General features: G+C 74.1%; 21 protein-coding genes. 20 read left to right on the top strand and 1 reads right to left on the bottom strand.

Annotated features, from left to right (window positions below; all coding sequences use genetic code 11):
- Window positions 1-8 precede the first annotated feature (8 nt).
- The 4 genes from BM064_RS06805 to BM064_RS06790 all read left to right on the top strand — a co-directional run bounded on the left by BM064_RS06805 (window position 9) and on the right by BM064_RS06790 (window position 6,281).
- On the top strand, window positions 9-803 hold the full coding sequence (locus BM064_RS06805) for an enoyl-CoA hydratase/isomerase family protein (RefSeq protein WP_092859004.1): 795 nt from the start codon (window positions 9-11) through the stop codon (window positions 801-803).
- A 242-nt stretch (window positions 804-1,045) separates the two neighbouring features.
- On the top strand, window positions 1,046-3,319 hold the full coding sequence (locus BM064_RS06800; protein WP_092859003.1) for a hypothetical protein: 2,274 nt from the start codon (window positions 1,046-1,048) through the stop codon (window positions 3,317-3,319).
- A 123-nt stretch (window positions 3,320-3,442) separates the two neighbouring features.
- Complete coding sequence (locus tag BM064_RS06795; RefSeq protein ID WP_092859002.1) at window positions 3,443-4,681, top strand: CaiB/BaiF CoA transferase family protein; 1,239 nt, start codon at window positions 3,443-3,445, stop codon at window positions 4,679-4,681.
- A gap of 166 nt (window positions 4,682-4,847) precedes the next feature.
- Window positions 4,848-6,281, top strand: a complete 1,434-nt coding sequence (locus BM064_RS06790; RefSeq protein ID WP_092859001.1) for an FAD-binding oxidoreductase — start codon at window positions 4,848-4,850, stop codon at window positions 6,279-6,281.
- 96 nt (window positions 6,282-6,377) lie between these two features.
- On the opposite strand, the gene BM064_RS06785 is transcribed toward BM064_RS06790, so the two are convergent.
- Window positions 6,378-7,193 carry an enoyl-CoA hydratase-related protein gene (locus BM064_RS06785; RefSeq protein ID WP_092859000.1) on the bottom strand — a complete coding sequence of 272 codons (816 nt, stop codon included), beginning with the start codon at window positions 7,191-7,193 and terminating at the stop codon, window positions 6,378-6,380.
- Window positions 7,194-7,324: 131 nt separating this feature from the next.
- Here BM064_RS06785 and BM064_RS06780 point away from each other — a divergent pair, with 131 nt between their 5' ends.
- The 16 genes from BM064_RS06780 to BM064_RS06705 all read left to right on the top strand — a co-directional run bounded on the left by BM064_RS06780 (window position 7,325) and on the right by BM064_RS06705 (window position 25,480).
- Window positions 7,325-8,347: a LacI family DNA-binding transcriptional regulator gene (locus BM064_RS06780; protein ID WP_092858999.1), complete on the top strand. Its 1,023-nt coding sequence runs from the start codon at window positions 7,325-7,327 to the stop codon at window positions 8,345-8,347.
- Window positions 8,348-8,629: 282 nt separating this feature from the next.
- Entirely contained in the window at window positions 8,630-9,946 is a 1,317-nt protein-coding gene (locus BM064_RS06775; protein WP_092858998.1) for an ABC transporter substrate-binding protein, read from the top strand.
- Between the two features lie 157 nt (window positions 9,947-10,103).
- Window positions 10,104-11,051 (top strand): carbohydrate ABC transporter permease, encoded by a 948-nt coding sequence (locus tag BM064_RS06770; RefSeq protein WP_092858997.1) that lies wholly within the window; start codon window positions 10,104-10,106, stop codon window positions 11,049-11,051.
- Window positions 11,048-11,983: a carbohydrate ABC transporter permease gene (locus tag BM064_RS06765; RefSeq protein ID WP_092858996.1), complete on the top strand. Its 936-nt coding sequence runs from the start codon at window positions 11,048-11,050 to the stop codon at window positions 11,981-11,983. The genes BM064_RS06770 and BM064_RS06765 overlap by 4 nt, the downstream gene beginning before the upstream one ends.
- Entirely contained in the window at window positions 11,980-12,174 is a 195-nt protein-coding gene (locus BM064_RS06760; RefSeq protein ID WP_092858995.1) for a hypothetical protein, read from the top strand. The genes BM064_RS06765 and BM064_RS06760 overlap by 4 nt, the downstream gene beginning before the upstream one ends.
- The gene (locus BM064_RS06755) at window positions 12,174-13,268 is read left to right on the top strand and encodes an ABC transporter ATP-binding protein (RefSeq protein ID WP_092858994.1); all 1,095 of its coding nucleotides are present in this window, start codon (window positions 12,174-12,176) and stop codon (window positions 13,266-13,268) included. Before BM064_RS06760 ends, BM064_RS06755 begins: the two co-directional genes overlap by 1 nt.
- Window positions 13,261-14,256: an ABC transporter ATP-binding protein gene (locus BM064_RS06750; RefSeq protein ID WP_092858993.1), complete on the top strand. Its 996-nt coding sequence runs from the start codon at window positions 13,261-13,263 to the stop codon at window positions 14,254-14,256. The genes BM064_RS06755 and BM064_RS06750 overlap by 8 nt, the downstream gene beginning before the upstream one ends.
- A 14-nt stretch (window positions 14,257-14,270) precedes the next feature.
- Window positions 14,271-15,902, top strand: a complete 1,632-nt coding sequence (locus BM064_RS06745; RefSeq protein ID WP_092858992.1) for a dihydroxyacetone kinase subunit DhaK — start codon at window positions 14,271-14,273, stop codon at window positions 15,900-15,902.
- 224 nt (window positions 15,903-16,126) lie between these two features.
- On the top strand, window positions 16,127-17,716 hold the full coding sequence (locus BM064_RS06740; protein ID WP_092858991.1) for an arylsulfatase: 1,590 nt from the start codon (window positions 16,127-16,129) through the stop codon (window positions 17,714-17,716).
- 219 nt (window positions 17,717-17,935) lie between these two features.
- Window positions 17,936-18,904: an HAD family hydrolase gene (locus BM064_RS06735; RefSeq protein WP_092858990.1), complete on the top strand. Its 969-nt coding sequence runs from the start codon at window positions 17,936-17,938 to the stop codon at window positions 18,902-18,904.
- Window positions 18,901-19,881, top strand: coding sequence for an AAA family ATPase (locus tag BM064_RS06730; RefSeq protein WP_245779077.1), 981 nt, complete (start codon window positions 18,901-18,903; stop codon window positions 19,879-19,881). The genes BM064_RS06735 and BM064_RS06730 overlap by 4 nt, the downstream gene beginning before the upstream one ends.
- Before the next feature lie 8 nt (window positions 19,882-19,889).
- Window positions 19,890-20,894, top strand: a complete 1,005-nt coding sequence (locus BM064_RS06725; protein WP_092858989.1) for a DUF58 domain-containing protein — start codon at window positions 19,890-19,892, stop codon at window positions 20,892-20,894.
- Between the two features lie 158 nt (window positions 20,895-21,052).
- Window positions 21,053-21,616 carry a DUF4381 domain-containing protein gene (locus tag BM064_RS06720; protein ID WP_092859287.1) on the top strand — a complete coding sequence of 188 codons (564 nt, stop codon included), beginning with the start codon at window positions 21,053-21,055 and terminating at the stop codon, window positions 21,614-21,616.
- Window positions 21,613-22,593 (top strand): VWA domain-containing protein, encoded by a 981-nt coding sequence (locus tag BM064_RS06715; protein ID WP_092858988.1) that lies wholly within the window; start codon window positions 21,613-21,615, stop codon window positions 22,591-22,593. Before BM064_RS06720 ends, BM064_RS06715 begins: the two co-directional genes overlap by 4 nt.
- The gene (locus BM064_RS06710; RefSeq protein WP_092858987.1) at window positions 22,590-24,200 is read left to right on the top strand and encodes a vWA domain-containing protein; all 1,611 of its coding nucleotides are present in this window, start codon (window positions 22,590-22,592) and stop codon (window positions 24,198-24,200) included. The genes BM064_RS06715 and BM064_RS06710 overlap by 4 nt, the downstream gene beginning before the upstream one ends.
- Window positions 24,200-25,480, top strand: a complete 1,281-nt coding sequence (locus tag BM064_RS06705) for a BatD family protein (protein ID WP_092858986.1) — start codon at window positions 24,200-24,202, stop codon at window positions 25,478-25,480. Before BM064_RS06710 ends, BM064_RS06705 begins: the two co-directional genes overlap by 1 nt.
- Window positions 25,481-25,528 lie beyond the last annotated feature (48 nt).

Raw genomic sequence — 25,528 nt, 5'->3', positions numbered from 1 at the left:
CGAGACCGATGGACGCTGTGAGGCCCGACGACGTGGTGCGCGAGACGCGCGAGGGCGCGGTGGCGGTGCTGCGGCTGAACAACCCCGCCCAGCTCAACGCGCTGACCCTGCCGATGATCGGGGCGCTGAAACGGGCGGTGGAGCGGGCGCTCGCCGACCCGGAGGTGCGCGCGATCCTGCTGACGGGCGAGGGGCGCGGCTTCTGCGCGGGCGCGCAGCTGGGCGGCGAGGTCTTCGCCTCCGGCGCCGCGATCGCCGACGGGATGCGCGCCGAGCTGAGCCCCCTGATCCTGGCGCTGGCCGAGGGGCCCAAGCCCGTGGTCTGCGCGGTGAACGGCCCGGCGGCGGGCGCGGGCGTGGGCATCGCGCTGGCCGGGGACGTGGTGATCGCGGCGCGCTCGGCGAAGTTCCTGCTCAGCTTCGGGCGGCTGGGGGCGGCGCTGGACGGGGGGACCTCGGTCCTCGTGCAGCGGCTGGCGGGGGCGGCGAAGGCGAAGGGCATGGCGATGCTCGCCCGCCCGATCCCCGCCGAGGAGGCCGAGCGCTGGGGGATGATCTGGTCGGTCGTCGACGACGACGCGCTGGAGGCGGAGGCGATGACCGCAGCCCGGGCCCTCGCCGAGGGCCCGCCGCTGTCGCTCGCCACGATCAAGCGGCAGCTGCGCGAGGGCTGGACGGCGGAGCTTTCTGCGGCGCTGGACGCCGAGGCGGGGGAGCAGGCGATCCTGTTCCAGACCGAGGACCTGCGCGAGGGCGCCGCCGCCTTCGTCGAGCGTCGCCCGGCGGTCTTCAAGGGCCGCTGACCGCCCGCCGGAGGCGCCGCGTCGGCCGCGCGCCCGGGCCCCGCGGCGCGCCCGCGGCGCGGGGCCGGCGGGGCGCCGGGCGGGACCGTCTCCGGCGGCGCAGGGCGCGCCCCTGCGCCCCGCGTAGGACCCCGCGCCCGGCATCGGACCCCGCGTCAGCCTGCGTTGAAATCGCCCTGCCGCTGCGCGATGCTCGGGTCCCCGCGCGCCGCCGGCGCCGCAGACCCGAAAGGCGATCTCCGATGAGCGATGCGTCCTCCGAGCCCGGGGATCCGCCGCCGTTCCTGCTGGGGCTGACGCTGGCGGGCTCGGTCTCGGCCGGGGCCTATCTCGCCGGGGTGGTCGACTTCCTGGTCCGCGCGCTGGAGGCCCATGCGGCCGCCAACCCCGACCGGCCGGTGGTGCTGAAGGTGCTCAGCGGCACCTCGGGGGGCGGCACCTCGGCCAGCCTGCTGGTCGCCTCGCTGCTCGACGGGATCGGGGGCGGGGAGGGGGCGAAGACGCTGGCCTACGTCGACCCGGACGGCGAGGCGCGGAGCTGCGGCATCGGGCTGGGCCGGCTGCACCGGCTGTGGGTCGAGGAGCTGGACCTCGCCGGCGATGCGGCGCGCACCGGCATGCTCGACGTCGAGGACCTGGAGGCGGCGTGCGCGGCGGGGCGGCCGATCCCCTCGCTGCTCAGCGGGCTCGCCATCGACCGGGCGGCGGACCGGGCGCTGGGCGGGGCGCGCTGGCGCCGCGGGCGGCCCTACCCGTTCCTCGCCCGCCCGCTGGACCTGTTCGTGACCACCACCAACCTGCAGGGCGTGGTCTACGGCGTGCAGTTCGCCGCCGGCGCCCGCCACGCCATGTCCCGTCACGGGATGGCGCGGCATTTCTCGGTGGAGGGGCTGGGCGCGCATCCCGTGGGGTCGGCCTGGCTCGACGCCTATCTCGACGCCGGGGTGCGGATCGAGACGCCGGCGCCCGGCGAGCCGGTCGACCTGCGCGCGCGCGAGGCGGTCGGCGCCGCCACCGCCTGGACCGAGCTGCGCGAGTCCGCCGTCGCCTCGGGCGCCTTCCCGGTGGGCTTCCCGGCCCGCTTCGTGCCCACCCGGATGGGCGAGCACGCGCTGCTCGACCCGGCGAAGCCGGGCGAGGGCGGGGCCTGGCCGCTGGAGGCCGCACGCTTCCGCGAGGGGACCGACCCGGCCGCGACCCGGCCCAACGTGATGCCCGCGCCCGACTGGGGCGCCGCGGACCCGGCGCCGGACGGCGACGCCACCTACGTCGCCATCGACGGCGGGGTGATCAACAACGAGCCCTTCGAATACGCCCGCTACACCCTGCGCCGCGCGCGGGAGGGGGCGGCGCGCGAGGGGGTCGACTGGCTCGCCCCCAACCCGCGCGACGCGAAGACCGCGGACCGCGCGGTGATCATGGTCGACGCCTTCCCCGAGGGCGGCGTCTTCGGCGCCGTCTCGCCCGGGAACGAGGACGACGTCGCCGCCGCCGGCCTGCCCGGGGTGATCGGGGGCATGTTCGCGGCCCTGCTCGCCCAGGCCCGCTTCAAGCCCGCCGAGCTTGTCGCCGCCTACGACGCGGCGGTGAAGTCGCGCTTCATGATCGCCCCCAGCCGCGACCCGCTGGGGGACGAGGCGCCGGTCTACAGCTCAAGCCTGCTCGCCTGCGGGGCGATGGGCGGCTTCTCGGGCTTCCTCGACCGGCGCTTCCGCGAGCACGACTTCATCCTCGGGCAGCGCAACTGCCAGCGCTTCCTCGCCCGGCACTTCACCCTGCACCCGGAGAACCCGTTCTTCGCCGCCGCCGGCCCCTGGAGCGGCGCCGAGGGCGAGGAGCGGCCGATCGTCGAGCTGACCGGCCCGCTCGCCGAGCCGATCGCGCCGCCGGCCCTGCCGAAGATGACGCTGGCTGAGCTGGAGGCGCTGGGCCCCGGCATCCTCGGGCGCGCCGACGGGCTGGCGCGCACCGCGCTGGCCTCGGCCGCGCCGGGCTGGCTCGTGCGGATCGGGCTGCGGGCCTGGTGGCGGCTCGCCGGGCGCGACCAGGCGGGGGCCCTCGTGCTGCGCCGGCTGGAGGCGGCGCTGGTCGAGCACGGGCTGATGGAGCTGGCGCTGGAGCCCGAGCTGCGGCGCGCGCTGGCGCGGGCCGACCAGGCGCCGCCCCCCGGCGCGACGCTGACGACCCCCGCCCGGCGCAAGGTGCTGGGGCTGCTGATCCTTGCCGGCGCGCGACCGCTGACCCTCGCCGAGATCGGCAAGGGCCTCGCCCGGGCGCGGCGGCGGATCGGCGACCCGGACGCCCTGCCCGCGCGCACCCTCGCCGACGCGCCCACCGACGACGCGACGGCGATGCGCGAGCTGCTGGACCTGCTGGCGGCATGTCCGCAGGACCACCCCTACCGCGTCGAGGCCACCGCCGCCCCGGACGGAACCCCGGCCTGGCGGCTGGCGCGGCTGGCCGGGCCCGGCGTCCTCGCGCGGGTGGCGACGCTGATCGGTCGCGCGGTCGGCTGAGGGGGGCGGAGGAGCGGAGGGCCGCGGAATCATTTGGAAACCTGACGACCGGCCGGTAAAGTCCGCGTCAACGACGGCCGGCGCCCGAGACCGGCCGCGCAAGAACCAAGAAGGGAGGGCCGCATGGACGACGGCTTCAACCGCGAGGCCGCGCAGGCGGCGATCGCGCCGGGGGTGCTGAACGGCATCCGGGTCCTGGATTTCAGCCGCTATATCGCCGGGCCCTACTGCGGCTCGATCCTGGGCGACCTGGGCGCGGAAGTGATCCGGATCGAGCCGCCCGGCGGCGCCGACGACCGCTTCCTGCTGACGCTGGAGGGGCTGAGCGACGGCGCCCAGTTCCTGGCGCTGAACCGCAACAAGAAGTCCCTGACCATGGACCTGCGCAGCCCGCGGGGGCGCGAGGTGCTCAACCGCCTGGTCGCCTCGGCCGACGTGACGCTGACCAACATGCCGCCCGCGGCGCTGCCGAAGCTGGGGCTGGACTATGCGTCGCTGAAACAGGCGAACCCGGCGATCATCTCGGCCAACGTCTCGGCCTACGGGCCGCAGGGGCCGCTCTCGGGGCGCAACGGCTTCGACCTGATCGGCCAGGCGATGAGCGGGGCGACCTACATGAGCGGCTGGCCCGGGCGCCCGGTGCGCACGGCGGCGAACTACGTCGACTTCGGCACCGGCCTGGGCACCGCCATCGGCATCATGGCCGCGATCATGCACCGCCGCGCGACGGGCGAGGGGCAGGAGGTGCAGGCCTCGCTGCTGCAGACCGCGCTGACCTTCATGAACGCGGTGCTGCTCGAGGCCTCGACCGGCGTCGACCGCCCGCCGGCCGAGGGCCGCAGCCCCTACGCCGGCCCCGCCGAACTGGTGCCCACGAAGGACGGCGCGGTGGTGGTGCAGGTGGTGGGCCCCGCCATGTTCGGGCGCCTGTGCGAGGCGATCGGGCGGCCGGAGCTCGCCGCCGACCCCCGCTTCGACACCGACGAGAAGCGCGGCGCCGCGGGGGCCGAGCTGTCGGCGATCCTCGGCGAATGGGCCGCGCCCCTGACCATGCAGGAGGCGATGGACGTGCTGGCGCAGGCCCGCATCCCCTCGGGCCCCGCCCTGAGCCCGATCCAGGCGATCAACGACCCGGGCGTGCTGGGCTCGGGCGTGTTCCAGCACCTGAGCCCGCGGCCGGGGGCGCCGGAGCTGCCCATCGCAGGGCTGATCGCGCGGCTCTCGGCGAGCCCGGGCACGATCCGCTCGCCCGCGCCCGAGGCGGGGGCCGACACGCTCGCCACCCTGCGTGCGGCCGGCTTCGCTGACGACGAGATCGAGGCGCTGACCGCCGAAGGCTGCGTGGTCCCGCCCGCAGGCTGACCCGACGCCCCGGCCCCCGTCCCGGGACGCCTCTGCGCGGACCTCGCCCGGGGCGCGCGCGCCGCGCGCGCCCCGGGCATTCCGGGGCCGGAGCCGCTATCGTCGCGGAAGCCCGAACGACGCCCGGGGCACGATCCCCGCGCGCATGGCGCATGGGAGGCGCTTGATGACCGACACCCCGTCCCTCGACCGGCCGGCCGAGGCGCTCGACGCCCTGCGCGCGGCGCTGGCCGCCGCCGGCCCGGACCTGCCGCCCGACCTGCTGGTCTTCGGCGACGCGATCCCCGAGCGCAACCTGCAGGACTGGTCCCGCCAGCCCCCGGTCCGCCCGCTGGCGCTGGCGCGGCCCCGCTCGACGCAGGAGGTCGCGGCGGTGCTGCGGGCCTGCGCGCAGACGGGGCTCGCGGTGGTGCCGCAGGGCGGGCTGACCGGCCTCGTGCGCGGCGCCCACCCGGTGGCGGGCGGCGTCGCCCTGTCGATGGAACGCCTGACCGGCGTCGAGGAGGTCGACGCCGAGGGCGCCACGATGATCGTGCGCGCGGGCACGCCGCTGCAGCAGGTGCAGCAGGCGGCCGAGCAGGCGGGGCTGTTCTTCCCGCTGGACCTCGGCTCGCGCGGGTCCTGCTCGATCGGGGGCAACGTCTCGACCAATGCGGGCGGCAACCGGGTGATCCGCTACGGGACGGCGCGCGACCAGGTGCTGGGGCTGGAGGCGGTGCTGCCCGACGGCACGGTGGTCAACGCGCTGAACCGGCTGGTGAAGAACAACACCGGCTACGACATCAAGCACCTGTTCATCGGGGCCGAGGGGACGCTGGGCGCGATCACCCGCATCGCGCTGAGGCTGCAGCCCAGGCCCGCCGCGCTGGACGCGGCGCTGTGCGCCCTGCCCGACTACGCCTCCCTGCTGGGGCTGCTCTCGGCGCTCCGCGCCCGCTTCGGCCCCGGGCTGACCAGTTTCGAGGCGATGTGGGACGAATACCTCGACACGATCGTCTCGACCTTCGACCTGCGCCGGCCCTTCGCGGCGGCGCACCGCTTCTACGCCATCGTCGAGATCTCCCGCTTCGGCGCCGGCGACGAGAGCCGCCTGCCCGACGCGCTGGGCGAGCTGATGGAGCAGGGTCTGATCGAGGACGCCCTGATCGCCCAGACCGAACGCGAGGCGGCCGCCTTCTGGCAGATCCGCGAGATCGTGGGCGACCTGCGCCAGAAGGCCGGCCCGCTGGTCTCCTACGACATCGGCCTGCCGGCCGGCGTCACCGACCGCTTCGTCGAGACCTCGGCCGCCCGGGTGCGCGCGCAGTGGCCCGACGCGATGCATCTCGCCTACGGGCATCTGGGCGACAACAACCTGCACCTGATCGTGCGCTCGCCCGCCTGCGGGAGCGACCAGCCGCGCGACGGCTTCGACCGGGCGATCTACGACACGGTGCGCGAGTTCGGCGGCTCGATCTCGGCCGAGCACGGGATCGGGACGACCAAGCGGCCCTACCTGGGGCACTCGCGCTCGCCCGAGGAGATCGCGGTGATGCGGATGGTCAAGCGCGCGCTCGACCCCGAGGGCCGCATGAACCCCGGCAAGGTGCTGGAGGGCTGAGGGCGGCCCCGGGGGCGCCCCGGACCCGATCCGGGGCCTCCTGCGGCAGGCGGCGAGAGGCCCCGGATCAAGTCCGGCGCGCGCGCGGGGCGGGCGTCAGCGCCCGGTGAAGCGGGGCGCGCGCTTGTCGCGGAAGGCGGCGCGGCCTTCGGCGAAGTCCGCGCTCTCGCGGCACGCGCGGGAGAGGGCGGCGATGCGCCCGGGGTCCTTCGCGGAGGGCTCGGCCAGGATGTCGGCCACCGTCGCCTTGGTGGCCCGGATCGAGAGCGGCGCGTTGCCCGCGATCTGGCGGGCGAGCGCCAGGGCGGCGGACCAGAGGGCCTCGGGGGCGTGCACCTCCTCGACCAGGCCCCAGGCGAGGGCGGTCGCCGCGTCCACCCGGTCGCCGACGTAGAGCAGGCGGCGGGTGCGGCCGGGGCCGACGGCCTCGACCAGGCGGGCCAGGCCCTCGGCGCCGTAGGAGATGCCCAGCTTCGCCGCCGGCACGCCGAAGCTCGCGTCGCTCGAGGCGAGGCGGAAGTCGCAGTTCATCGCCGTCATCAGCCCGCCGCCGAGACAGTAGCCGCGGATCGCCGCCACCACCGGCAGGGGGCAGGCGGCGAGCCGCCGCTGGCCCTCGAGGAAGGTCGGCCCCTCGCGCTGCGGCCCGTCGAAGCCGCCGATGTCGGCGCCCGAGATGAAGGCCCGCCCGCCCAGGCCGGTGAAGACCAGCGCGCGGGCCTCGGCCTCGGCCGTCTCCAGCGCCGCGACGATGCCGGCGACGGCGGGATCGTCGAGCGCATTCATCCGCGCGGGGGCGTCGATCGCCAGCACCGCCACGCCGTCCGCGTCCAGCGCATAGGCGACGCGGCCCTCGCCGAAGCGGCGCTGCGGGGTCCAGCCCTGGGGCCAGGCTTGGGGGGGACGGGTCATCGCGGTCTCCTGCGGGCCTCTGCGCCCCCCTTCTAGCGGCGGGCCGGCGGCGCCGCTACGGTCGCGAGGCGGCTTCCGCGCTTGATTGACGTACCTCAGAACGCGCCTTAGGTTTCGGGGTCGGAGGCCCCATGAGACCGACGGTTCACGACATCGCGAAAGAGGCGGGCGTCAGTCTCGCCACGGTGGACCGCGTGCTCAACGCCCGCCCCGGCGTGCGCGAGAAGACCATCGCGCGGGTGCAGGAGGCGGTGGCCCGGCTGGGCTACGTGCGCGACGCCGCCGCGGCCAACCTGGCGCGGGGGCGGTTCTATCGCCTGGCCTTCGTGCTGCCCGAGGGCCCCAACCAGTTCGTCGAGACCCTGCGCGCCGCGCTGCTGGAGGCCTGCGCGACCCAGGTCGCCGACCGCGCCTCGGTCAAGGTGGTGACGACGCCCGCGCAGGACCCCCACGCGGTGGTCCGGGCGCTGCGGGCGCTGAATCCGCGCCGCCTCGACGGGGTGGCGATCATGGCGCCCGAGACGCCGCAGGTGCGCGACGCGGTGGCCCGGCTGAAGGAGGAGGGGCTGGCGGTCGTGGCGCTGGTCTCCGACCTGCCCAACGCGCCGCGGGACCGCTTCGTGGGCATCGACAACGTGGCCGCCGGGCGCACCGCGGCCCTCTTGACGGGGCGCTTCGCGCCGCAGGGGGGCGAGGTGCTGGTGGTCACCAACTCCCTGAGATCGCGGGACAGTCTGGACCGGCGTCTGGGCTTCGACCAGGTGACGGCGACGGATTTCCCGAAGCTCTCGGTCCTGCCCACGGCCGAGTCCTACGACGACCCCGCCCGCATGGAGGCGGTGGCCTTCGAGGCGGCGATGAGCCGGCCGAAGCTGGTGGGCGTCTACTCGATGGGCTCGGGCAACACGCCGCTGCTGCGGGCGCTGCGCCGCTCCGGCCGGCTGGACGAGCTGGTGGTGATCGGCCACGAGCTGACGCCGGTCACCCGCCGGGCGCTGATCGAGAACGAGATGGCGGCCGTCATCTCGCAGGACGTGGGGCACCTGGCGCGCAGCGCGCTGCGGGTCCTGCGCGCGGCCTGCGACGCCGCCCCGGTGTTCGAGGCGCAGGAGCGGATCCGCATCGAGATCGTCCTGCGCGAGAACCTGCCCTGATTCGCCCGCCCGGCCCGCGCCGGGCCCGCCGCCCCTCCCGCCCACGCGGAAATCCCTCGCCCCGGCCCGCCGCCGGGCCGCGCCGGATTCCGCCTTTCGGCCAAGGCGCTTGCGCCCGGAATCGAGGGAAGACGCAGCGTCCGCAGGCGCCTCCGCAAATGAGGAACGTGCCTCAAAACAGTGGACGTGAGGCACGTTCCTCATTTACGACTCTTCCCGCACCCCGCGCGCATCGGAGGTGCGCAGAAAAACGACGCGCCTTCGACACGGGAGGATCCAACCATGAAGACCATGCCCCTATTGGCGAGCTCGGCCCTCGTCGCGGCGCTCGGCGCCGCGGAGGCCCGCGCCGCCGACCTGACGCTGTGCTGGGCCGCCTGGGACCCGGCCAACGCGCTGATCGAGCTCTCCAAGGACTTCGAGGCCCAGTCCGGCCACAAGATGAGCTTCGAGTTCGTGCCCTGGCCCAACTTCGCCGACCGGATGCTCAACGAGCTGAACTCCGGCGGCCAGCTCTGCGACCTGATGATCGGCGACAGCCAGTGGATCGGCCTGGGCGCCGAGGCCGGGCACTACGTGAAGCTCAACGACTTCTTCGACGCCAACGGCATCGACATGGCCGACTTCATCCCGGCGACCGTCACCGGCTACGCCGAGTGGCCCAAGGGCACGCCCAACTACTGGGCCCTGCCCGCCTTCGGCGACGTGGTCGGCTGGACCTACCGCAAGGACTGGTTCGAGAAGCCGGAGCTGCAGAAGGAATTCAGCGAAAAATACGGCCGCGACCTCGCGCCCCCCAAGACCCTCGAAGAGCTCAAGGACATCGCCGAGTTCTTCCAGGAGCGCGAGATCGACGGAAAGACCGTCTACGGCGCCGCGATCTATACCGAGCGCGGCTCGGAAGGCATCACCATGGGCGTCACCAACGCCCTCTACAACTACGGGTTCCAGTACGGCAGCCCCGAGAACCCCTACGAGCTGGACGGCTACGTGAACTCGCCCGGCGCGGTGGAGGGACTGGAGTTCTACAAGGCCCTCTACGACTGCTGCACGCCGCCGGGCTCGTCCGACTGGTACATGTCCGAGGACATCGACGCCTACAAGTCGGGCCAGGTCGCGCTGCAGATGAACTTCGCCTTCATCTGGCCCGGCGTCGAGGCCGACCCGAACGTCGGCGGCGGCAAGTCGGGCTATTTCGCCAACCCGGCCGGGCCCGCGGGGCATTTCGCCCAGCTCGGCGGCCAGGGGATCTCGGTCGTCAGCTACTCGGACCAGCAGGAGGCGGCGCTGGAATACATCCGGTGGTTCGCCCAGCCCGAGGTGCAGAAGAAGTGGTGGAGCCTCGGCGGCTACTCGGCCCTGAAGGCGGTGGTCGAGGACCCGGGCTTCGCGACCTCGCAGCCCTATGCGCAGACCTTCCTCGACAGCATGGCGATCGTGAAGGACTTCTGGGCCGAGCCCTCCTACGCCTCGCTGCTGCTCTCGATGCAGGACCGGGTGCACAAGTACGTCGTCGCCGGCCAGGGCACAGCGCAGGAGGCGCTGGACGGCCTGGTCGAGGACTGGACCGAGGTCTTCGAGGACGACGGCAAGATCTGACCCCGGCGGGGTCGATCCGGGCGCCTTTCCGTCCCTCCACACAAGGGACGGCGGGCGGGGGACCCTCGCCCCCTGCCCGAAGGCCCGCCCGGCCGGGGTCTCCTCCCCCGCGCCGGGCGGACCGCGCCCTTCCCGACGAGAGCATGAAGGACCCGAGATGACCGACACGGCGATGGGCCGCGTGGCCGAGGCGACGCCGCCGGGCGTGGCGCGCCGCATCCGCGGCCTCTCCGACCGGGCGATCGCCTGGATCTTCGTGGCGCCGACGATCTTCCTGCTGCTGGCGGTGAACATCTTCCCGCTGATCTGGACGATCCGGCTGAGCTTCACCAACTTCCGCGCCAACCGCCCCAACGCCGAGGTCGAGAGCGTCGGCCTGCGCAACTACCAGCGCATCCTGACCGACGCCGACGTCTGGGCGACGATGCAGGCGACGGCGCATTTCCTGTTCTGGACGCTGTTCTTCCAGGTGCTGCTGGGCTTCGCGTTGGCCTGGCTGATCAACCGCAAGTTCCGCCATTCGGACCTGTGGACGACGATCATCGTGCTGCCGATGATGCTGTCGCCGGCGGTGGTGGGGAACTTCTGGACCTTTCTCTACCAACCGCAGATCGGGCTGTTCAATTACGCGGTCGAGTTCCTGACCGGCGTCCCCGCCACCAGCTTCTCGATGATCGGAGAGGTCTCTCTGGCCCCCTGGGCGATCGTCATCGTCGACACCTGGATGTGGACGCCCTTCGTGATGCTGATCTGCCTGGCCGGGCTGCGCTCGATCCCCGAGAGCATCTACGAGGCCGCCGAGTGCGACCGCGCCTCCCCCTGGCGGCAGTTCTGGACGATCACCGTGCCGATGGTGCTGCCGTTCCTGATGCTGGCCGTCCTGTTCCGGGGGATCGAGAACTTCAAGATGTTCGACCTGGTGGTGCAGCTGACCGGAGGGGGCCCCGGCAACACCACCACGCTGACCTCGATCGACCTCAAGCGCGAGGCGTTCGAGAAATGGCGCACGGGCTATTCCTCGGCCTACGCCATCGTGTTGTTCGTGACGGTCTTCGGGCTGGCCTCGATCTACGTGAAGGCGCTGAACAAGGTGAAGGAGCGATGAGTTTTTCAATCACCGACCCGTCGCCGCGGCAGAAGGCCGTCGCCGGCGCGCTGGTGATCGCCTATGCGCTGATCACCATGCTGCCGCTGATCTGGATCGTCTCGACCGGGTTCAAGAGCTCCGCGGATTCCATCGCCTACCCGCCCAAGATCGCCTTCGAGCCGTCGCTGGAGGGCTACGTCAACCTCTTCACCGCCCAGACCCGGCAGACGCCCGAGTACCTGGCCGAGAACCCGCCGCAGACCTGGTACGAGGAGATCGTGCACGAGAAGGGCATGGTCATCGCCGGGCCCTCGCGGTTCGGGGAGCGGTTCCTGAACTCGGTCATCATCGGCTTCGGGTCGACGTTTCTCTCGGTGTTCCTGGGGACGCTGGCGGCCTACGCGTTCTCCCGCTACCGGATCCCGCTGAAGGACGACCTGCTGTTCTTCATCCTCTCGACCCGGATGATGCCGCCGATCGCGGTGGCGATCCCGATCTTCCTGATGTTCCGCAACCTGGGGCTCTCGGACACGCACCTGGGGATGATCCTGCTCTACACCGCGGTGAACCTCAGCCTCTCGGTCTGGCTGCTGAAGGGCTTCATCGACGAGATCCCGCGGGAATACGAGGAGGCGGCGCTGATCGACGGCTACACCCGCTTCCAGGCGTTCCGGAAGGTGGTGCTGCCGCAGGCGGCCACGGGGATCGCGGCGACGGCGATCTTCTGCCTGATCTTCAGTTGGAACGAATACGCCTTCGCGGTGCTGCTGACCTCGGGCACGGCGCAGACGGCGCCGCCCTTCATCCCCACGATCATCGGCGTGGGCGGCCAGGACTGGCCCGCCGTCGCCGCCGGCGCGACGCTGTTCCTGCTGCCGGTCATGGTCTTCACCATCCTGCTGCGCAAGCACCTGCTGCGGGGGATCACCTTCGGAGCGGTGCGCAAATGACCCGGTTCCTCTCTGGCCTCGCCCGCCTCCGCCGCGGCCCGTGGGAGATGGTCGCCTCCATCGCCATCGGGCTGGGCGTGGTGATGCTGATGCAGCCCTTCTTCCTCGCGGCCTTCACCTGGTCGTTCCTGGTGCTGCTGACCGGCACGGTCCTCTTCATCGTCGTCAGCCATTTCCCGGAGGATCGCTGATGGCCGAGATCGTCATCCGCAACGTCCGCAAGGAGTTCGGGAGCTTCACCGCCGTCCAGTCCTCCTCCTTCAAGGTCGAGGACGGGGAGTTCTTCATGCTGCTCGGCCCCTCGGGCTGCGGCAAGACCACCACCCTGCGCATGATCGCCGGGCTGGAGCTGCCGACCTCGGGCGAAATCCTGATCGGGGGCGAGGACGTGGCCCGCAAGCCCGCCTCCCAGCGCGACATCGCCTTCGTCTTCCAGATGTTCGCCCTCTACCCGCATCTGAACGTGCGCAAGAACATCGCCTATCCGCTGGTCTCGCAGGGCATGTCCCGGGCGGAGGTCCGGCGGAAGGTCGAGGAGGCGGCGCGGATCCTCGGGATCGAGGACATCCTGGACCGCCCCGTCGGCGGGCTCTCGGGCGGGGACCGGCAGCGGGTGGCGCTGGGGCGGGCCATCGTGCGCGACCCCGCCTGCTTCCTGATGGACGAGCCGCTGGGAGCGCTCGACGCCGAGTTCCGCGAGCGCATGGCCGAGGAGCTGCGCGCGCTGCACGACCGCATGGGCGCGACCACCATCTACGTCACCCACGACCAGCTCGAAGCCATGCAGATGGGCGACAAGATCGTGGTGATGAACCACGGCGTGATCGAGCAGTTCGGCGCCCCCCAGGACATCTACGACAAGCCCGCCACCCTGTTCGTGGCGGAGTTCATCGGCTCGCCCCCGATGAACTTCCTGCGCTTCCACGGCGCCCTGCCGCCGGGCGCGACGCAGGCGACGCTGCACCACGTCCCCCTCGGCCTGCCCGCCCTGCGCGAGGCCTTCGAGGGCGACATGGTCTACGGCATCCGCCCCGAGCATGTGCGCCTGTCGGACGCCGCCCCCTACCGCGGCGAGGTGCTGGCGACGGAATATCTCGGCACCACGCAGGTGGTGACGCTCGCCACCGCGAACGGCGAGGTGAAGGCCCGGATCCCCGCCGACCAGCCCGCGCGGGTCGGCGAGAGCGTGGGCCTCGACTTCGACGGGCGCACCACGACCGTCTTCGACGCGCGCTCGGGCCGGGCCCTGCGCTCGGCGCTCAACGAGGGGGTGCTGCATGGCTGAGATCGAGCTCACCGGCGTGTCCAAGGCCTTCGGCGACACGCAGGCGCTGGAGGGCGTCTCGCTGACCGTGCCGGACGGGGCCTTCGTGGTTCTGCTGGGGCCGACGGGGGCGGGCAAGACCACCACGCTTCGCCTGATCGCGGGGCTGGAGCGGCCGGACCGGGGCGAGATCCGCATCGCCGGACGCTCGGTCATCGGCGACACGCCCGCCCAGCGCAACGTGGCGATGGTGTTCCAGCAGTACTCGCTCTACCCCCACATGACGGTGCGCGAGAACCTGGCCTTCCCGCTCCGCTCGCCGATCCTGCGCACGCCCGAGGCCCGGATCGACCGCAAGATCGTGGAGGTGGCGGAGGTGCTGCGCATCTCCCACAAGCTCGACAACAAGGCGACCGCGCTGTCGGGGGGCGAGATGCAGCGCGTCTCCATCGGCCGGGCGCTGGTGCGCGACCCCGCGGCGCATCTGATGGACGAGCCGCTGAGCTCGCTCGACGCCAAGCTGCGCGCCGAGCTCAGGATCGAGCTGAAGCGCATCCAGGCGAGCCTGGGGGCCACGCTGCTCTACGTCACCCACGACCAGGTGGAGGCGATGACCATGGCGACCCACGTGGGCGTGCTGGACCACGGGAGGCTGGTGCAGTTCGGCTCCCCGCGCGAGATCTACGAGGACCCGGTCAGCCTCTATGTCGCCGGCCGGCTGGGCCTGCCGCGGATCAACGCCCTGCCCGCGGGGCTCTGGGCCGGGGCGCCCGCCGGCGCCGCCGTCATCGGCCTGCGCCCCGAGCATATCGCCCACGACCACGGCCCGCAGGCGCAGGTGATCCGCGTCGAGCGGCTGGGCGACCAGACCCGCCTGCATCTCGCGCTGGAGGGCCACGCGCTGGTCACCCTCGCCGACCCCCACACCGCGCTGGAGCCCGGGGACGTCCTCCCCGTCGCGCCGCGCAACCCGCTCTACTTCGACGCCGCCGGCGCCCGGATCGCCTGACAGGAGCAAGCCCCATGGACCAGTTCATCAACTCCAAGGACCGGCTGGTGACCGAGGCCATCGACGGCGCCCTGCGCACCGCCGGCGGCCGGCTGGCGCGGCTCGACGGCTATCCGCATATCAAGGTGGTGGTGCGCACCGACTGGGACCGCTCGAAGGTGGCGCTGGTCTCGGGCGGAGGCTCGGGGCACGAGCCCTCCCACGCGGGCTTCGTCGGACAGGGGATGCTGACGGCGGCGGTCTGCGGGGAGGTGTTCGCGTCTCCGTCGGTGGACGCGGTGCTCGCGGGCATCCTGGCGGTGACCGGCAAGGCGGGCTGCCTGCTGATCGTGAAGAACTACACCGGCGACCGGCTGAACTTCGGCCTGGCGGCGGAGCGGGCGCGCGCCCAGGGGCTGAAGGTCGGCATGGTGATCGTCGACGACGACGTGGCCCTGCCCGACCTGCCCCAGGCGCGCGGCGTCGCCGGCACGCTCTTCGTCCACAAGATCGCCGGCGCGCTGGCCGAGCAGGGCGCCGACCTCGAGACCGTGCAGGCGGCCGCCGAGAAGGTGATCGAGGGGGTCGTCTCCATCGGCATGTCGCTCGACACCTGCACCATTCCGGGCTCGCCCAAGGAGACGCGGATCGCCCATGGCAAGGCCGAGCTGGGTCTCGGCATCCACGGCGAGGCGGGGATCGAGCAGGTGGAGTTCGCCGGCGCCCGCGACGCGATGGAGCAGGTGGTCGACCGCCTCGCCCCGCATATCGGGCCGGGGCCGCAGGTGGCGCTGCTCAACAACCTCGGCGGCGCGACGCCGCTGGAGATGGGGGTGCTGGCCGAGGAGCTCGTGCGCTCCCGCCTCGGGCCGCAGGTGCGCTGGATGGTGGGGCCGGCGCCGCTGATGACCTCGCTCGACATGCAGGGCTTCTCGGTGTCGCTGCTGCCGGCGAGCCGGGAGCATGAGGCGGCCCTGCAGGCCCCCTGCGCGCCCTGGGCCTGGCCGGGCTGCCGGGCGGTGGGGGAGGTGGAGGTGCTCGACCTTCCCGACGGGCTCGCGCCGATCCAGCCGGTCCCCTCGGCCAACCCGCCGGTGCGCGCGCTGCTGGAGCGGTGCTGCGCGATCCTGGTGGAGGCGGAGGCCGATCTGAACGCGCTCGACGCCAAGTCGGGGGACGGGGACACCGGCTCCACGCTCGCGACCGCGGCCCGCGCGCTGGCGGGCGCGATGGACCGGCTGCCGCTGGCCGACCAGACGCAACTGCACCGCGCCATCGGGCTGGAGCTGAGCCAGACCATGGGCGGGTCCTCGGGCGTGCTGCTGGCGATCTTCTTCGCCGCCGCCGGCGACGGCTCGGCGGCGGGCAAGGACCTGGTGGGGGCGCTGCGCGCGGGGCTCGATCGGGTGCAGCAGGTCGGCGGGGCCCAGCCGGGCGACCGGACGCTGGTCGACGCGCTCAAGCCCGCGCTCGAGGCCCTGCCCCGGGGTCTCGCCGCCGCCGCCGCCGCGGCGCGGGCGGGCGCCGACGCCACCGCCGCCATCACCCACGCCCGCGCCGGGCGGGCGAGCTACCTCTCGGCCGAGAGCCTCGCGGGCCACAACGATCCCGGCGCCGAGGCGGTGGCCCGCCTGTTCGAGCGGCTGACCGAGAAGGCCGAAGCCTGAGTCGCGCGAACCCGCCTAGGTTGTGCATCGCAACAGACGCGCCACGGGTGCGGTAGGCTCGCAATGTCTTGAAAACGTCGCGTTTTTTAAGGTTGCTTTCGCTGCGGAAGGCGCCGCAGACTTGCCCGGCGCAGGTCGTTGTCGCCGGCCGCGCGTCCCCGCGCGTGCGCCGGTCTGCCGCCTGGCGCGTCGCGAGCGTCTGCCGCGACTCCAGGGAGTTTTTCATGAACCTGCTTCTGCGCACACTAGGCCGCCCGGCGTTGGCCGCGGCCGCGCTGCTCGCCGTCACGGGGCTCGCCGCCGCCCAGGACGCCGAGAAGCCCAACATCCTGGTGATCTGGGGCGACGACATCGGGCAGTCCAACATCTCGGCCTATACCATGGGCCTGATGGGCTACCGCACGCCCAACATCGACCGCATCGCCTCCGAGGGCATGATCTTCACCGACTACTACGGCGAGCAGTCCTGCACCGCCGGCCGCTCGTCCTTCATCATGGGCCAGTCGGTGTTCCGCACGGGCCTGTCGAAAGTGGGCCTGCCGGGCGCCGAGCTGGGCATGCGCATCGAGGATCCGACCATCGCGGGCCTCCTGAAGGCGCAGGGATACGACACCGGGCAGTTCGGCAAGAACCACCTCGGCGACAAGGACGAGATGCTGCCCACCAACCACGGCTTCGACGAGTTCCTGGGCAACCTCTACCACCTCAACGCCGAGGAGGAGCCCGAGAACGAGGACTATCCCGGCGACATGGTGCTGCCCGACGGCTCCACCTTCCGCGAGAAATGGGGCCCGCGCGGGGTGATCAAGTCCTCGGCCGACGGCACCATCGAGGACACCGGCCCCCTGACCCGCAAGCGCATGGAGACGGTGGACGACGAGACCGTCGCCGCCGCCATCGACTTCATCAAGCGCAAGACCGACGAGGGCACGCCCTGGTTCGTGTGGTGGAACGGCACCCACATGCACTACCGCACCCATGTCGCCGACGACTTCCGCCAGCGCGCGGACGAGATCGCCGGCCGCCACCTGGACGAGTACCAGGCGGGCATGGTGCTGCATGACATGCACGTGGGCCAGCTGCTCGACACGCTCGACGAGCTGGGCATCGCCGACAACACCTTCGTGTTCTACTCGACCGACAACGGGCCGCACATGAACACCTGGCCCGACGCGGCCATGACCCCGTTCTGGTCCGAGAAGAACACCAACTGGGAAGGCGGCTGGCGCGTGCCCGCCATGGTGCGCTGGCCCGGCAAGGTCGAGCCCGGCTCGGTCAACAACGAGATCGTGCACCACATGGACTGGCTGCCGACCTTCCTGAGCATGGCCGGCGCCCCGGACATCAAGGAGCAGCTCAAGGCCGGCGGCGTCCAGGCCATCGGGCGCGAGTACAAGGTCCACCTCGACGGCTACGACATCCTGCCGATGCTGACCGGCGAGACCGACGAGTCCCCGCGCGAGGAGATCTTCTACTTCACCGACGACGGCGACCTGTCGGCGCTGCGCTACCACGACTGGAAGCTGATGTTCCTCGAGCAGAAGGCCTGGGGCACGCTGCGGGCCTGGATCGAGCCGTTCACGCCGCTCCGCGTCCCGCTGGTCCTGAACCTGCGCCGCGATCCCTACGAGCGGGCCTACCGCACCTCCAACACCTACTACGACTGGATGATGGACCGCGCCTACATGCTGGTCCCCGCCCAGGCCTACGTGGCGAACTTCCTGGCGACCTTCGAGGAATTCCCGCCCCGCCAGAAGGCGGCGAGCTTCTCGCTCGACCAGGTGATGGATAAGCTGGCGCCGCCGGCGCAGTAAGCCCGCGCGACGACCGCCCGGCCGGTCCCCGCCCCGGGGCCCGGCCGGGGAAACATCGGGCGCGGACGGCCCCTGCGCCGTCCGCGCCCGCTCGAATTCAGGGCGCCGGCCGGGCCCGCCGGGCCGCAAGGCGCCCCAAAGGCCGATTTCGCGCGGCCGCGCGCCGGGCGAGGCTCTGCGCAGCCCCCGCAGGCCCCGTCCGCTTCCAGGAGACGCGCCATGTCCCGTCATATCCTCGTCGCCGCGCTCTGCGCGCCGCTCGCCGTCCCGGCGCTGGCCGACCCGCTGCCGTCGTGGGACGACGCCGGCGCCCAGGCGAAGATCGTCGCCTTCGTCGACAGCGTGACCGAGGAGGGCGGCGCCGGCTATGTCGAGCCCTCGCGCCGCATCGCGGTCTTCGACAACGACGGCACGCTGTGGTCCGAGCAGCCGGCCTATTTCCAGCTCTTCTTCGCGCTCGATTTCCTGAAGGCCGAGGCCGAGAAGGATCCGTCGATCCTGACCTCCCCGGCGCTGAAGGCGGGCGCGGCGGGCGACCTCGAGGCGCTGGCCGCGACCGGCATGGACGGGCTGCTGGAGGTGATCGAGGTCTCCCACGCCGGCCTTTCGACCGAGGCCTTCCAGGCGCGCGCCCGGGACTGGGCGACGACGGCCGTGCACCCGACCTCGGGCCTGACCTACGCGCAGATGACCTACGCGCCGATGGTCGAGCTGCTGGGCTACCTGCGCGACAACGGCTTTTCGACCTGGATCGTCTCGGGCGGGGGCGTCGATTTCATCCGCGGCTTCGCCGAGGCGGCCTACGGCATCCCGCCCTGGCAGGTGATCGGCACCCGCGGGCGGACCGAGTGGGACCCCGTCTCGAAGACCGTGATGAAGACCGGCGGCGTCGCCCTGATCGACGACAAGGAGGGCAAGCCGGTGGGCATCGCCCAGCAGATCGGGGTGCGCCCGATCCTGGCCTTCGGCAACTCCGACGGCGACTATCAGATGCTGGACTACGTGACCTCGGGCGAGGGGCCCTCGCTCGGCCTGATCGTCCATCACACCGACGCGGCGCGCGAGTTCGCCTACGACCGCGAGGGCCATATCGGCGTGCTGGACCGCGCGCTGGACGAGGCCGAGGGCCACGGCTGGGTGGTCGTGGACATGGCCGCCGAGTGGTCGACGATCTGGAGCGGCGAGTGACCCCGCGCGAGGCCGTCGAGGCCCTGCGCGAGCGCATGTCAGGGGCCATCGTCGGCCAGACCGGCGTCATCGAGCGCCTGCTGATCGGCCTGCTCGCCAACGGCAACCTGCTGGTCGAGGGGCTGCCGGGCCTCGCCAAGACCCGGGCGATCAAGGCGCTGGCGAAGAACCTGGAATGCGCCTTCTCGCGCATCCAGTTCACGCCGGACCTGCTGCCCTCCGACGTCACCGGGACCGAGATCTACGCGCAGGAGAGCGGGAGCTTCCGCTTCCAGCCCGGCCCGATCTTCGCCGACATCGTGCTGGCCGACGAGATCAACCGCGCCCCGCCCAAGGTGCAGGCCGCCCTGCTGGAGGCGATGGAGGAGCGCCAGGTCACGGTGGGGGGCGAGACCCACCGCCTGCCGCCCCTCTTCATGGTGATGGCGACGCAGAACCCCATCGAGCAGGAAGGCACCTACCCCCTGCCGGAGGCGCAGACCGACCGGTTCCTGATGCATGTCCTCGTCTCCTGGCCCTCGGTCGAGGAGGAGGTGGAGGTGATCCGCATGGTCCGCGCGGAGGAGGTCGCCGCCCAGGCCGACGCCTCCGCCGAGCGCCCCGCGCCGGCCCCCGCGATCCCGCAATCCGCGGTCTTCGAGGCGCGGCGCGAGATCGCGGCGATCCACGCCGCCCCGGCCATCGAGCGCTACATGGCCGACCTGGTGCAGGCGACCCGGACGCCGGCGGCCTTCTCCGAGGACCTCGGCCGCTGGATCGAGATCGGGGCGAGCCCCCGCGCCTCGCTGGCGCTGGACCGCTGCGGGCGGGCGCACGCCTGGCTGGCGGGGCGCGACTACGTCGACCCCGAGGACCTGCGCGCCGTGGCCCCGGACGTGCTGCGCCACCGCCTGCGCCTGAGCTACGAGGCCCAGGGCGAGGGCGTCGCCCCCGACCGCGTGGTCGAGGAGATCCTCGCCACCGTCGCCCTGCCCTGAGCGCGCGCATGGCCGCGCCCTCCCCCTCCGCCCGCGCCCGGCTCCGCGCCGGGCTCGTCGCCGCAAGGCCGCAGGCGCTGGACGATCCGCGGGTGCATGTCTCGCTGGCAGGCCTTCGGGCGCTGGAGGGGCGGGCGCGGAGCCTCAGCTTCGCCCCCCGCCAGCCGGCGCGATCGGCGATGAACGGGCGCCATGCCTCCCGCCTGCGCGGACGCGGCCTGACCTTCGAGGAGCTACGCGCCTACGTCCCCGGCGACGACGTGCGGGCCATCGACTGGAAGACCACCGCGCGGACCGGCGAGCCCTTCGTGCGCGTGACGACCGAGGAGCGCGACCGCCCCGCCCTGATCGTCGTCGACCAGCGCATGTCGATGTTCTTCGGCTCCGCGCTCAACATGAAGGCGGTGACCGCCGCCGAGGCCGCCGCGCTCGCCGCCTTCCGGATCCGCGACCAGGGCGACCGGGTCGGCGGCATCGTCTTCGGCGACGCCCATATCGCCGAGATCCGCCCCGCGCGCGCCCGCGCCTCGCTCGACCGGTTCCTGTCGTCGCTGGCGGAAGCCAACCGGATGCTCGCCGCCGACGCGCCCAACCTGGCGCCGATGCCGCTGAACCGGGTGCTGCGGGCGGTGGCGCGCATCGCGCCGCGCAACCACCTGGTGCTGGTCTTCTCCGACTTCGACGGGGTGGACGAGGAGACCCGGCGCCTCGTCTCCACCCTCGCGCGGCGCAACGACCTGGTGCTGGGCCTCGTCTCCGATCCGTTCGCCGAGGACCTGCCGGAGGGGGTCTCGCTGGTGGTCTCCGACGGCGAGCTGCAGGCGGAGGTGAACACCGCCGACCACGCCGCCCACCGCTCCTTGCGCGAGATGACCCGGGGCCGGCTCGCCGAGATCCTCGACTGGCAGCGCCGCCTCGCCGTGCCGGTTCTGCCCCTGACCTCGGCCGAGGAGACGGTCCCCCAGCTCCGCCGCCTGATGGGCCTCGCCCCCGCCGCCCCGGGCGCGCGATGAGCGGCGAGCCTCTCCCCGGCCCCGCCGCGAAGGCGGTTTTCGGCCCCGCCCCGGCGCCCGACGGCCCGGCGCAGGCGACCCCGTCCCTCGGCCTCTTGCAGGCGGACGCGCGCCTCGTCCCGCGGGAGGCGGCCCCGCCGCTCGACCCGCACGCGCCGATGCGGTTGGCCCAGGCCTCGCCCCCCGCCTCGTCCCCCGGAGCGACGTCGACCGACGCCGCGCAGGGGGCCGAAACCCTCGCCCCCGGCGCCGCGCAGCCCGGCGAGTTCGTCAGCCTCATAGACCTCCTCGACGAGCTGCGCGCGCCGCCCCCGCCGCCGCCCGTGGCGATGACCCCGCAGACGGCGGGGTGGCTCGTCGTGGGGGCCGTTCTGGCGCTGCTGCTGGGCTGGGTGCTGCTCGCGGCCCGCCGGCGGCGGCGCGCGAACGCCTGGCGGCGGGAGGCGCTGGCGGCGCTGGCGCAGGCCGGCGACGACCCCGCCGCCGTGGCGCCGATCCTGCGGCGGGCCGCGCTCGCCCTCCGGCCGCGGGCGGAGGTGGCGGGGCTGACCGGCGCCGGCTGGCTGGCCTTCCTCGACGCGACCGGCGGCCCCGGCTTCGCCGAGGGGCCCGGGCGGGCGCTGGCGAGCGGCCCCTACGACGGGCGCGGCGCGCCTGCGCCGGGGCTCGGCGCGCTGGCCGCGCGCTGGGTGCGCCGGGCGCGGGCCGAGGGGGGGCGATGATCTCGCTCGCCTTCCCCTGGGCGCTCGCGCTCCTGCCGCTGCCGCTGCTGGCCTGGCGGCTCGCGCCCCCGCACCGCGAGCCGACGCCCGCCCTGCGGGTCCCCTTCTTCCGCCGCGTGACCGAGGCCGCCGGCGCCGAGCCCCGCCGCGGCGCCGTGGTGCGCGCCCGCTCCCGCCTGCAGATGGCCGCGGCGGCGCTGGCCTGGGCGCTGCTGGTGCTGGCCCTCGCCGCGCCCGAGCGGCTGGGCAAGCCCGTCGAGATCACCAAATCCGCCCGCGACGTGGCGCTGGCCATCGACATCTCCGGCTCGATGGACACGCGGGACTTCCGGACCCCGGACGGAGAGGTCCAGCAGCGCTTCGCCGCGGTGCGAGAGGTCGTGGCCCGCTTCGTCGAGGGGCGGCAGGGCGACCGGATCGCCCTGATCGTGTTCGGCTCGAAGGCCTACCTGCAGTCGCCGCTGACCGAGGACCTGAGCGCCATCACCTCCCTGCTGGAGCGCACCGAGGTCGGCATGGCCGGCCCCCACACCGCGCTCGGCGACGCCATCGGCCTCGCCATCCGCACATTCGAGGCGAGCGCGGTCGAGCAGCGCCTGCTGATCCTGCTGTCGGACGGCGCCGACACCGCCAGCCGGATGAGCCCGGTCAACGCCGCCGAGATCGCCGCCGACCGCGGCGTCGAGATCCATGCGATCGGGGTGGGCGACCCGCAGGCCTCGGGCGAGGACCGGGTGGACCTCGACGCGCTCCGCGACATCGCGCGGCGGGGCGGGGGCGGCTACTACTTCGCCTCCGACCAGGACGCGCTGGCCCAGGTCTACGCGCGCATCGACCAGCTCGCCCCGCGCGAGGTCGAGACCCTGTCCTGGCGCCCGCGCCGGTCCCTCGCCTGGATCCCGATGGCCGGGGCGCTGGCGGTGGCGCTGGGGACGACCGTGTTCCTGCACCTCGCCTCCCGCAGGCGGGCGGCATGAGCCTCGAGGCGCTGTCCCTCGCCCTCGAGGCGTTCCGCTTCCTGCGGCCTTGGTGGCTGCTGGCGCTGCCGGCGATCGCGCTGCTGTGGGCCGCGGTGCGGCGCGCCCATGCCCGGCCGCGGACGCCCGCCGCCCGGATCGCGCCGCACCTGACCGCGGCGCTGACGCTGGACGCGGCCCGCAGGCGCCGGCCCCAGCCCATCGACGGGGTGGCGCTGGCGCTGGTCTGCTGCGCGCTGGGGGCCGCCGGCCCCGCCTGGACGCGCGCGCCCGACCCGTTCGCCGCCCAGGCGGCGCCCGCGGTGGTGGTGCTGAAGGTCGCCCCCTCGATGGAGGGGACGGACCTCGCGCCCTCGCGGCTGGAGCGGGGGCGACAGAAGATCCGCGACTTCCTCGACCTGCGCGCGGGCGCCCGCACGGCGCTGGTCGCCTATGCGGGATCGGCCCATGTGGTGATCCCGATGACCGAGGACGCGGGCGTCATCGCCCCCTATCTCGCCGCGCTGACGCCGCAGACGATGCCGCGGGAGGGCGACGCGGCGGGCGCGGCGCTGGCGCTCGCCGCCTCGCTGCTCGCCGCCGAGGGCGGGGCCCCGGGCGGCGTCCTGCTGGTCGCGGACGGGGTCTCGCCGGCGGAGACGGCGGCGCTGAACGCCTCGCCGGTCCCGCTGGCGGTGCTGGCGACGCTGCCGCCGGGGGCGCGGGACCGGGGGCTGGACGCGCTGGACGCCCCGGTGATCGCCGCCACGCCCGACGAGGCCGACCTGCGGCGCATCGACGGGCTGCTGAACGCCGCCTGGGCGCGGGCGCAGCTCGCCGACGAGAGCCGGCCGTGGGAGGATCGCGGCCGCTGGCTGGCCTGGCCGGCGGCGCTGCTGACGCTGCTGTGGTTCCGCCGCGGCTGGACGATGCGCTGGGCGGCGCTGGCGCTGGCCACGGCGCTCCTCCCCGGCGCGCCGCTCGCGCAGGACGGCGCGCGCAACCTGCGGGCCGAGGCGCCGGCGGCGGCGCCGGGGCTCTTCGACCTCGGCGGCCCGGTGGCGGGCTGGTTCCTGACGCCCGACCAGCAGGGCGACGTCGCCGCGCGCCGGCGGGAGTACGACCGCGCCGCCGCGCTCTACGCCGATCCCTACCGGCGCGGCTGGGCGCAGTATCGCGACGGCCAGTACAAGGCGGCGGTCGAGACGCTGGCCCGGCTGGAGAGCGCGGATGCGGCCATGCTGCAGGGCCTCGCCTCGATCCGCGCGCAGGCCTATCGCGACGGGGTGCGGGCCTTCGAGACGGCGCTGCGCCGGGACCCGCAGGATGCGGACGCGGCCGCGAACCTCGCCCTCGCCCGGCGGATCGTGGACTGGGTCGAGCGCCAGCAGGAGGCCTCGGACACCGGCGACCAGCCCGACCCCGGGGCCGACGACGTGACCTACGACAACGAGGAGAACCGGGGCCGGGAGATGCAGGTCCCGCGCGACCAGGACGCCGCCGGCCGCCTGCTGACCGCCGACCAGTGGATGCGCACCGTCGACACCCGCCCCGGCGACTTCCTGCGCCAGCGCTTCGCGCTGGAGGCCGCGCAGGCGCCGGCGACGGGCGACGGGGGGACGGAGTGATGAGGCGCGCGCTCGCGATCCTCGCGGCGCTGCTGCCGCTGCCGGTCCTCGCGCAGGGGCAGGCGCCGCAGCTGAGCGTCGAGTTCGCGCAGGACGAGACGCTGCCGGGTCAGCCGCTGGTTCTGCGGATGACGGTGCTGGTCCCGACCTTCCTGCCCGAGCCCCCGGTCTGGCCTGCCTTCGACGCCCCCGACCTGCGCGTGCGCCTGCCCGCGCGGGCCACCAACCCGGTCAGCGGGCGGGTGGGGGGCGCGACCTGGTCCGGCGTCTCGCGCCGCTGGCAGGTGACGCCGCTCGCCCCCGGCGCCTTCGCGCTGCCGCCGGCGCGCATCGAGGTGACCTGGGCCGACCCGGAGGCGCCGGGCGGCCCGCCGCTGCGCGCCGTGCTCGACACGCCCGCCCTGCCCTTCCGCGCCGTGGTGCCGGAGGGGGCCGAGGACCTGTCGCCGTTCCTCGCCGCCTCGGACCTGACGCTGGAGCGCGCGGTGGAGGGCGAGCCGCAGGGGATGGCGCCGGGGGAGGCGCTCTCGGTCACGCTGACGGCGCGGATCGCGGGGGCCTCGCCGATGCTGCTGCCGCCGCTGGGGGCGGCGGTGGAGATCCCGGGCCTCGCCGCCTATCCCGACGATCCGGAGCTGGTCGAGACCGAGGACCGCGGCCGCCTGGGGGGCGCGCGGACCGAGCGCCTGTCGCTGCTGGCGCAGGGCGGCGGCGCGGGGGAGCTGCCGGCGATCGCGCTGCGCTGGTGGGACCTGGACGAGGGGCGGATCCGGACCGCCGAGGTCCCGGCGCTGGCGATCTCGGTCGACGGCCCGCCCGCGCGCGCGGCGGCGCCCGACCCCGCGGCGCGGCTGCGGCTGGCGTTGCTGGCGGGGGCGGGGCTGGCCGCGGCGCTGGCGCTGGCCTGGCTGGCCCGACGCGCGGCGCCGGGGCTGCGCGCGCGGCTGGCCGAGCGGCGGGCGGCGCGGCGCGCCTCCGAGGCCCATGCCTGGGCCGGGCTGCGCGCGGCGCTGCGCGCCCGCGACGGGGCGGCGCTGCGCCCGGCGCTGGACCTCTGGGCGGGCCGGGTCGCGGGCGATCCGCGGGCCGAGCCCTCGGTCCAGGCCGCCCTGCTGGCGCTGGGGGCCGCGCGCTACGCCCCCGGCGCGACGGGCGAGGCGGCCTCCGCCTGGCGCCGGCTCTCGGCCGCGCTGGCCGCGGCGCGGCGGGCGCATCCGCCGCGCGGGCGGGGGGCGGCGCGGGAAGACGTCCGGCGGCTGCCGCCGCTCAATCCCGCCTGAGCGGGGCGGGGGCGTAGCCGCCGGGCGGCACGGGCGTCCGGGGGGGCC

The sequence above is a fragment of the Albimonas pacifica genome (genome assembly GCF_900113695.1).
Lineage (GTDB): Bacteria > Pseudomonadota > Alphaproteobacteria > Rhodobacterales > Rhodobacteraceae > Albimonas > Albimonas pacifica.
The sequence above is the reverse complement of the archived record's forward strand: the minus strand, read 5'-3'. Positions and strand labels throughout refer to the sequence as shown.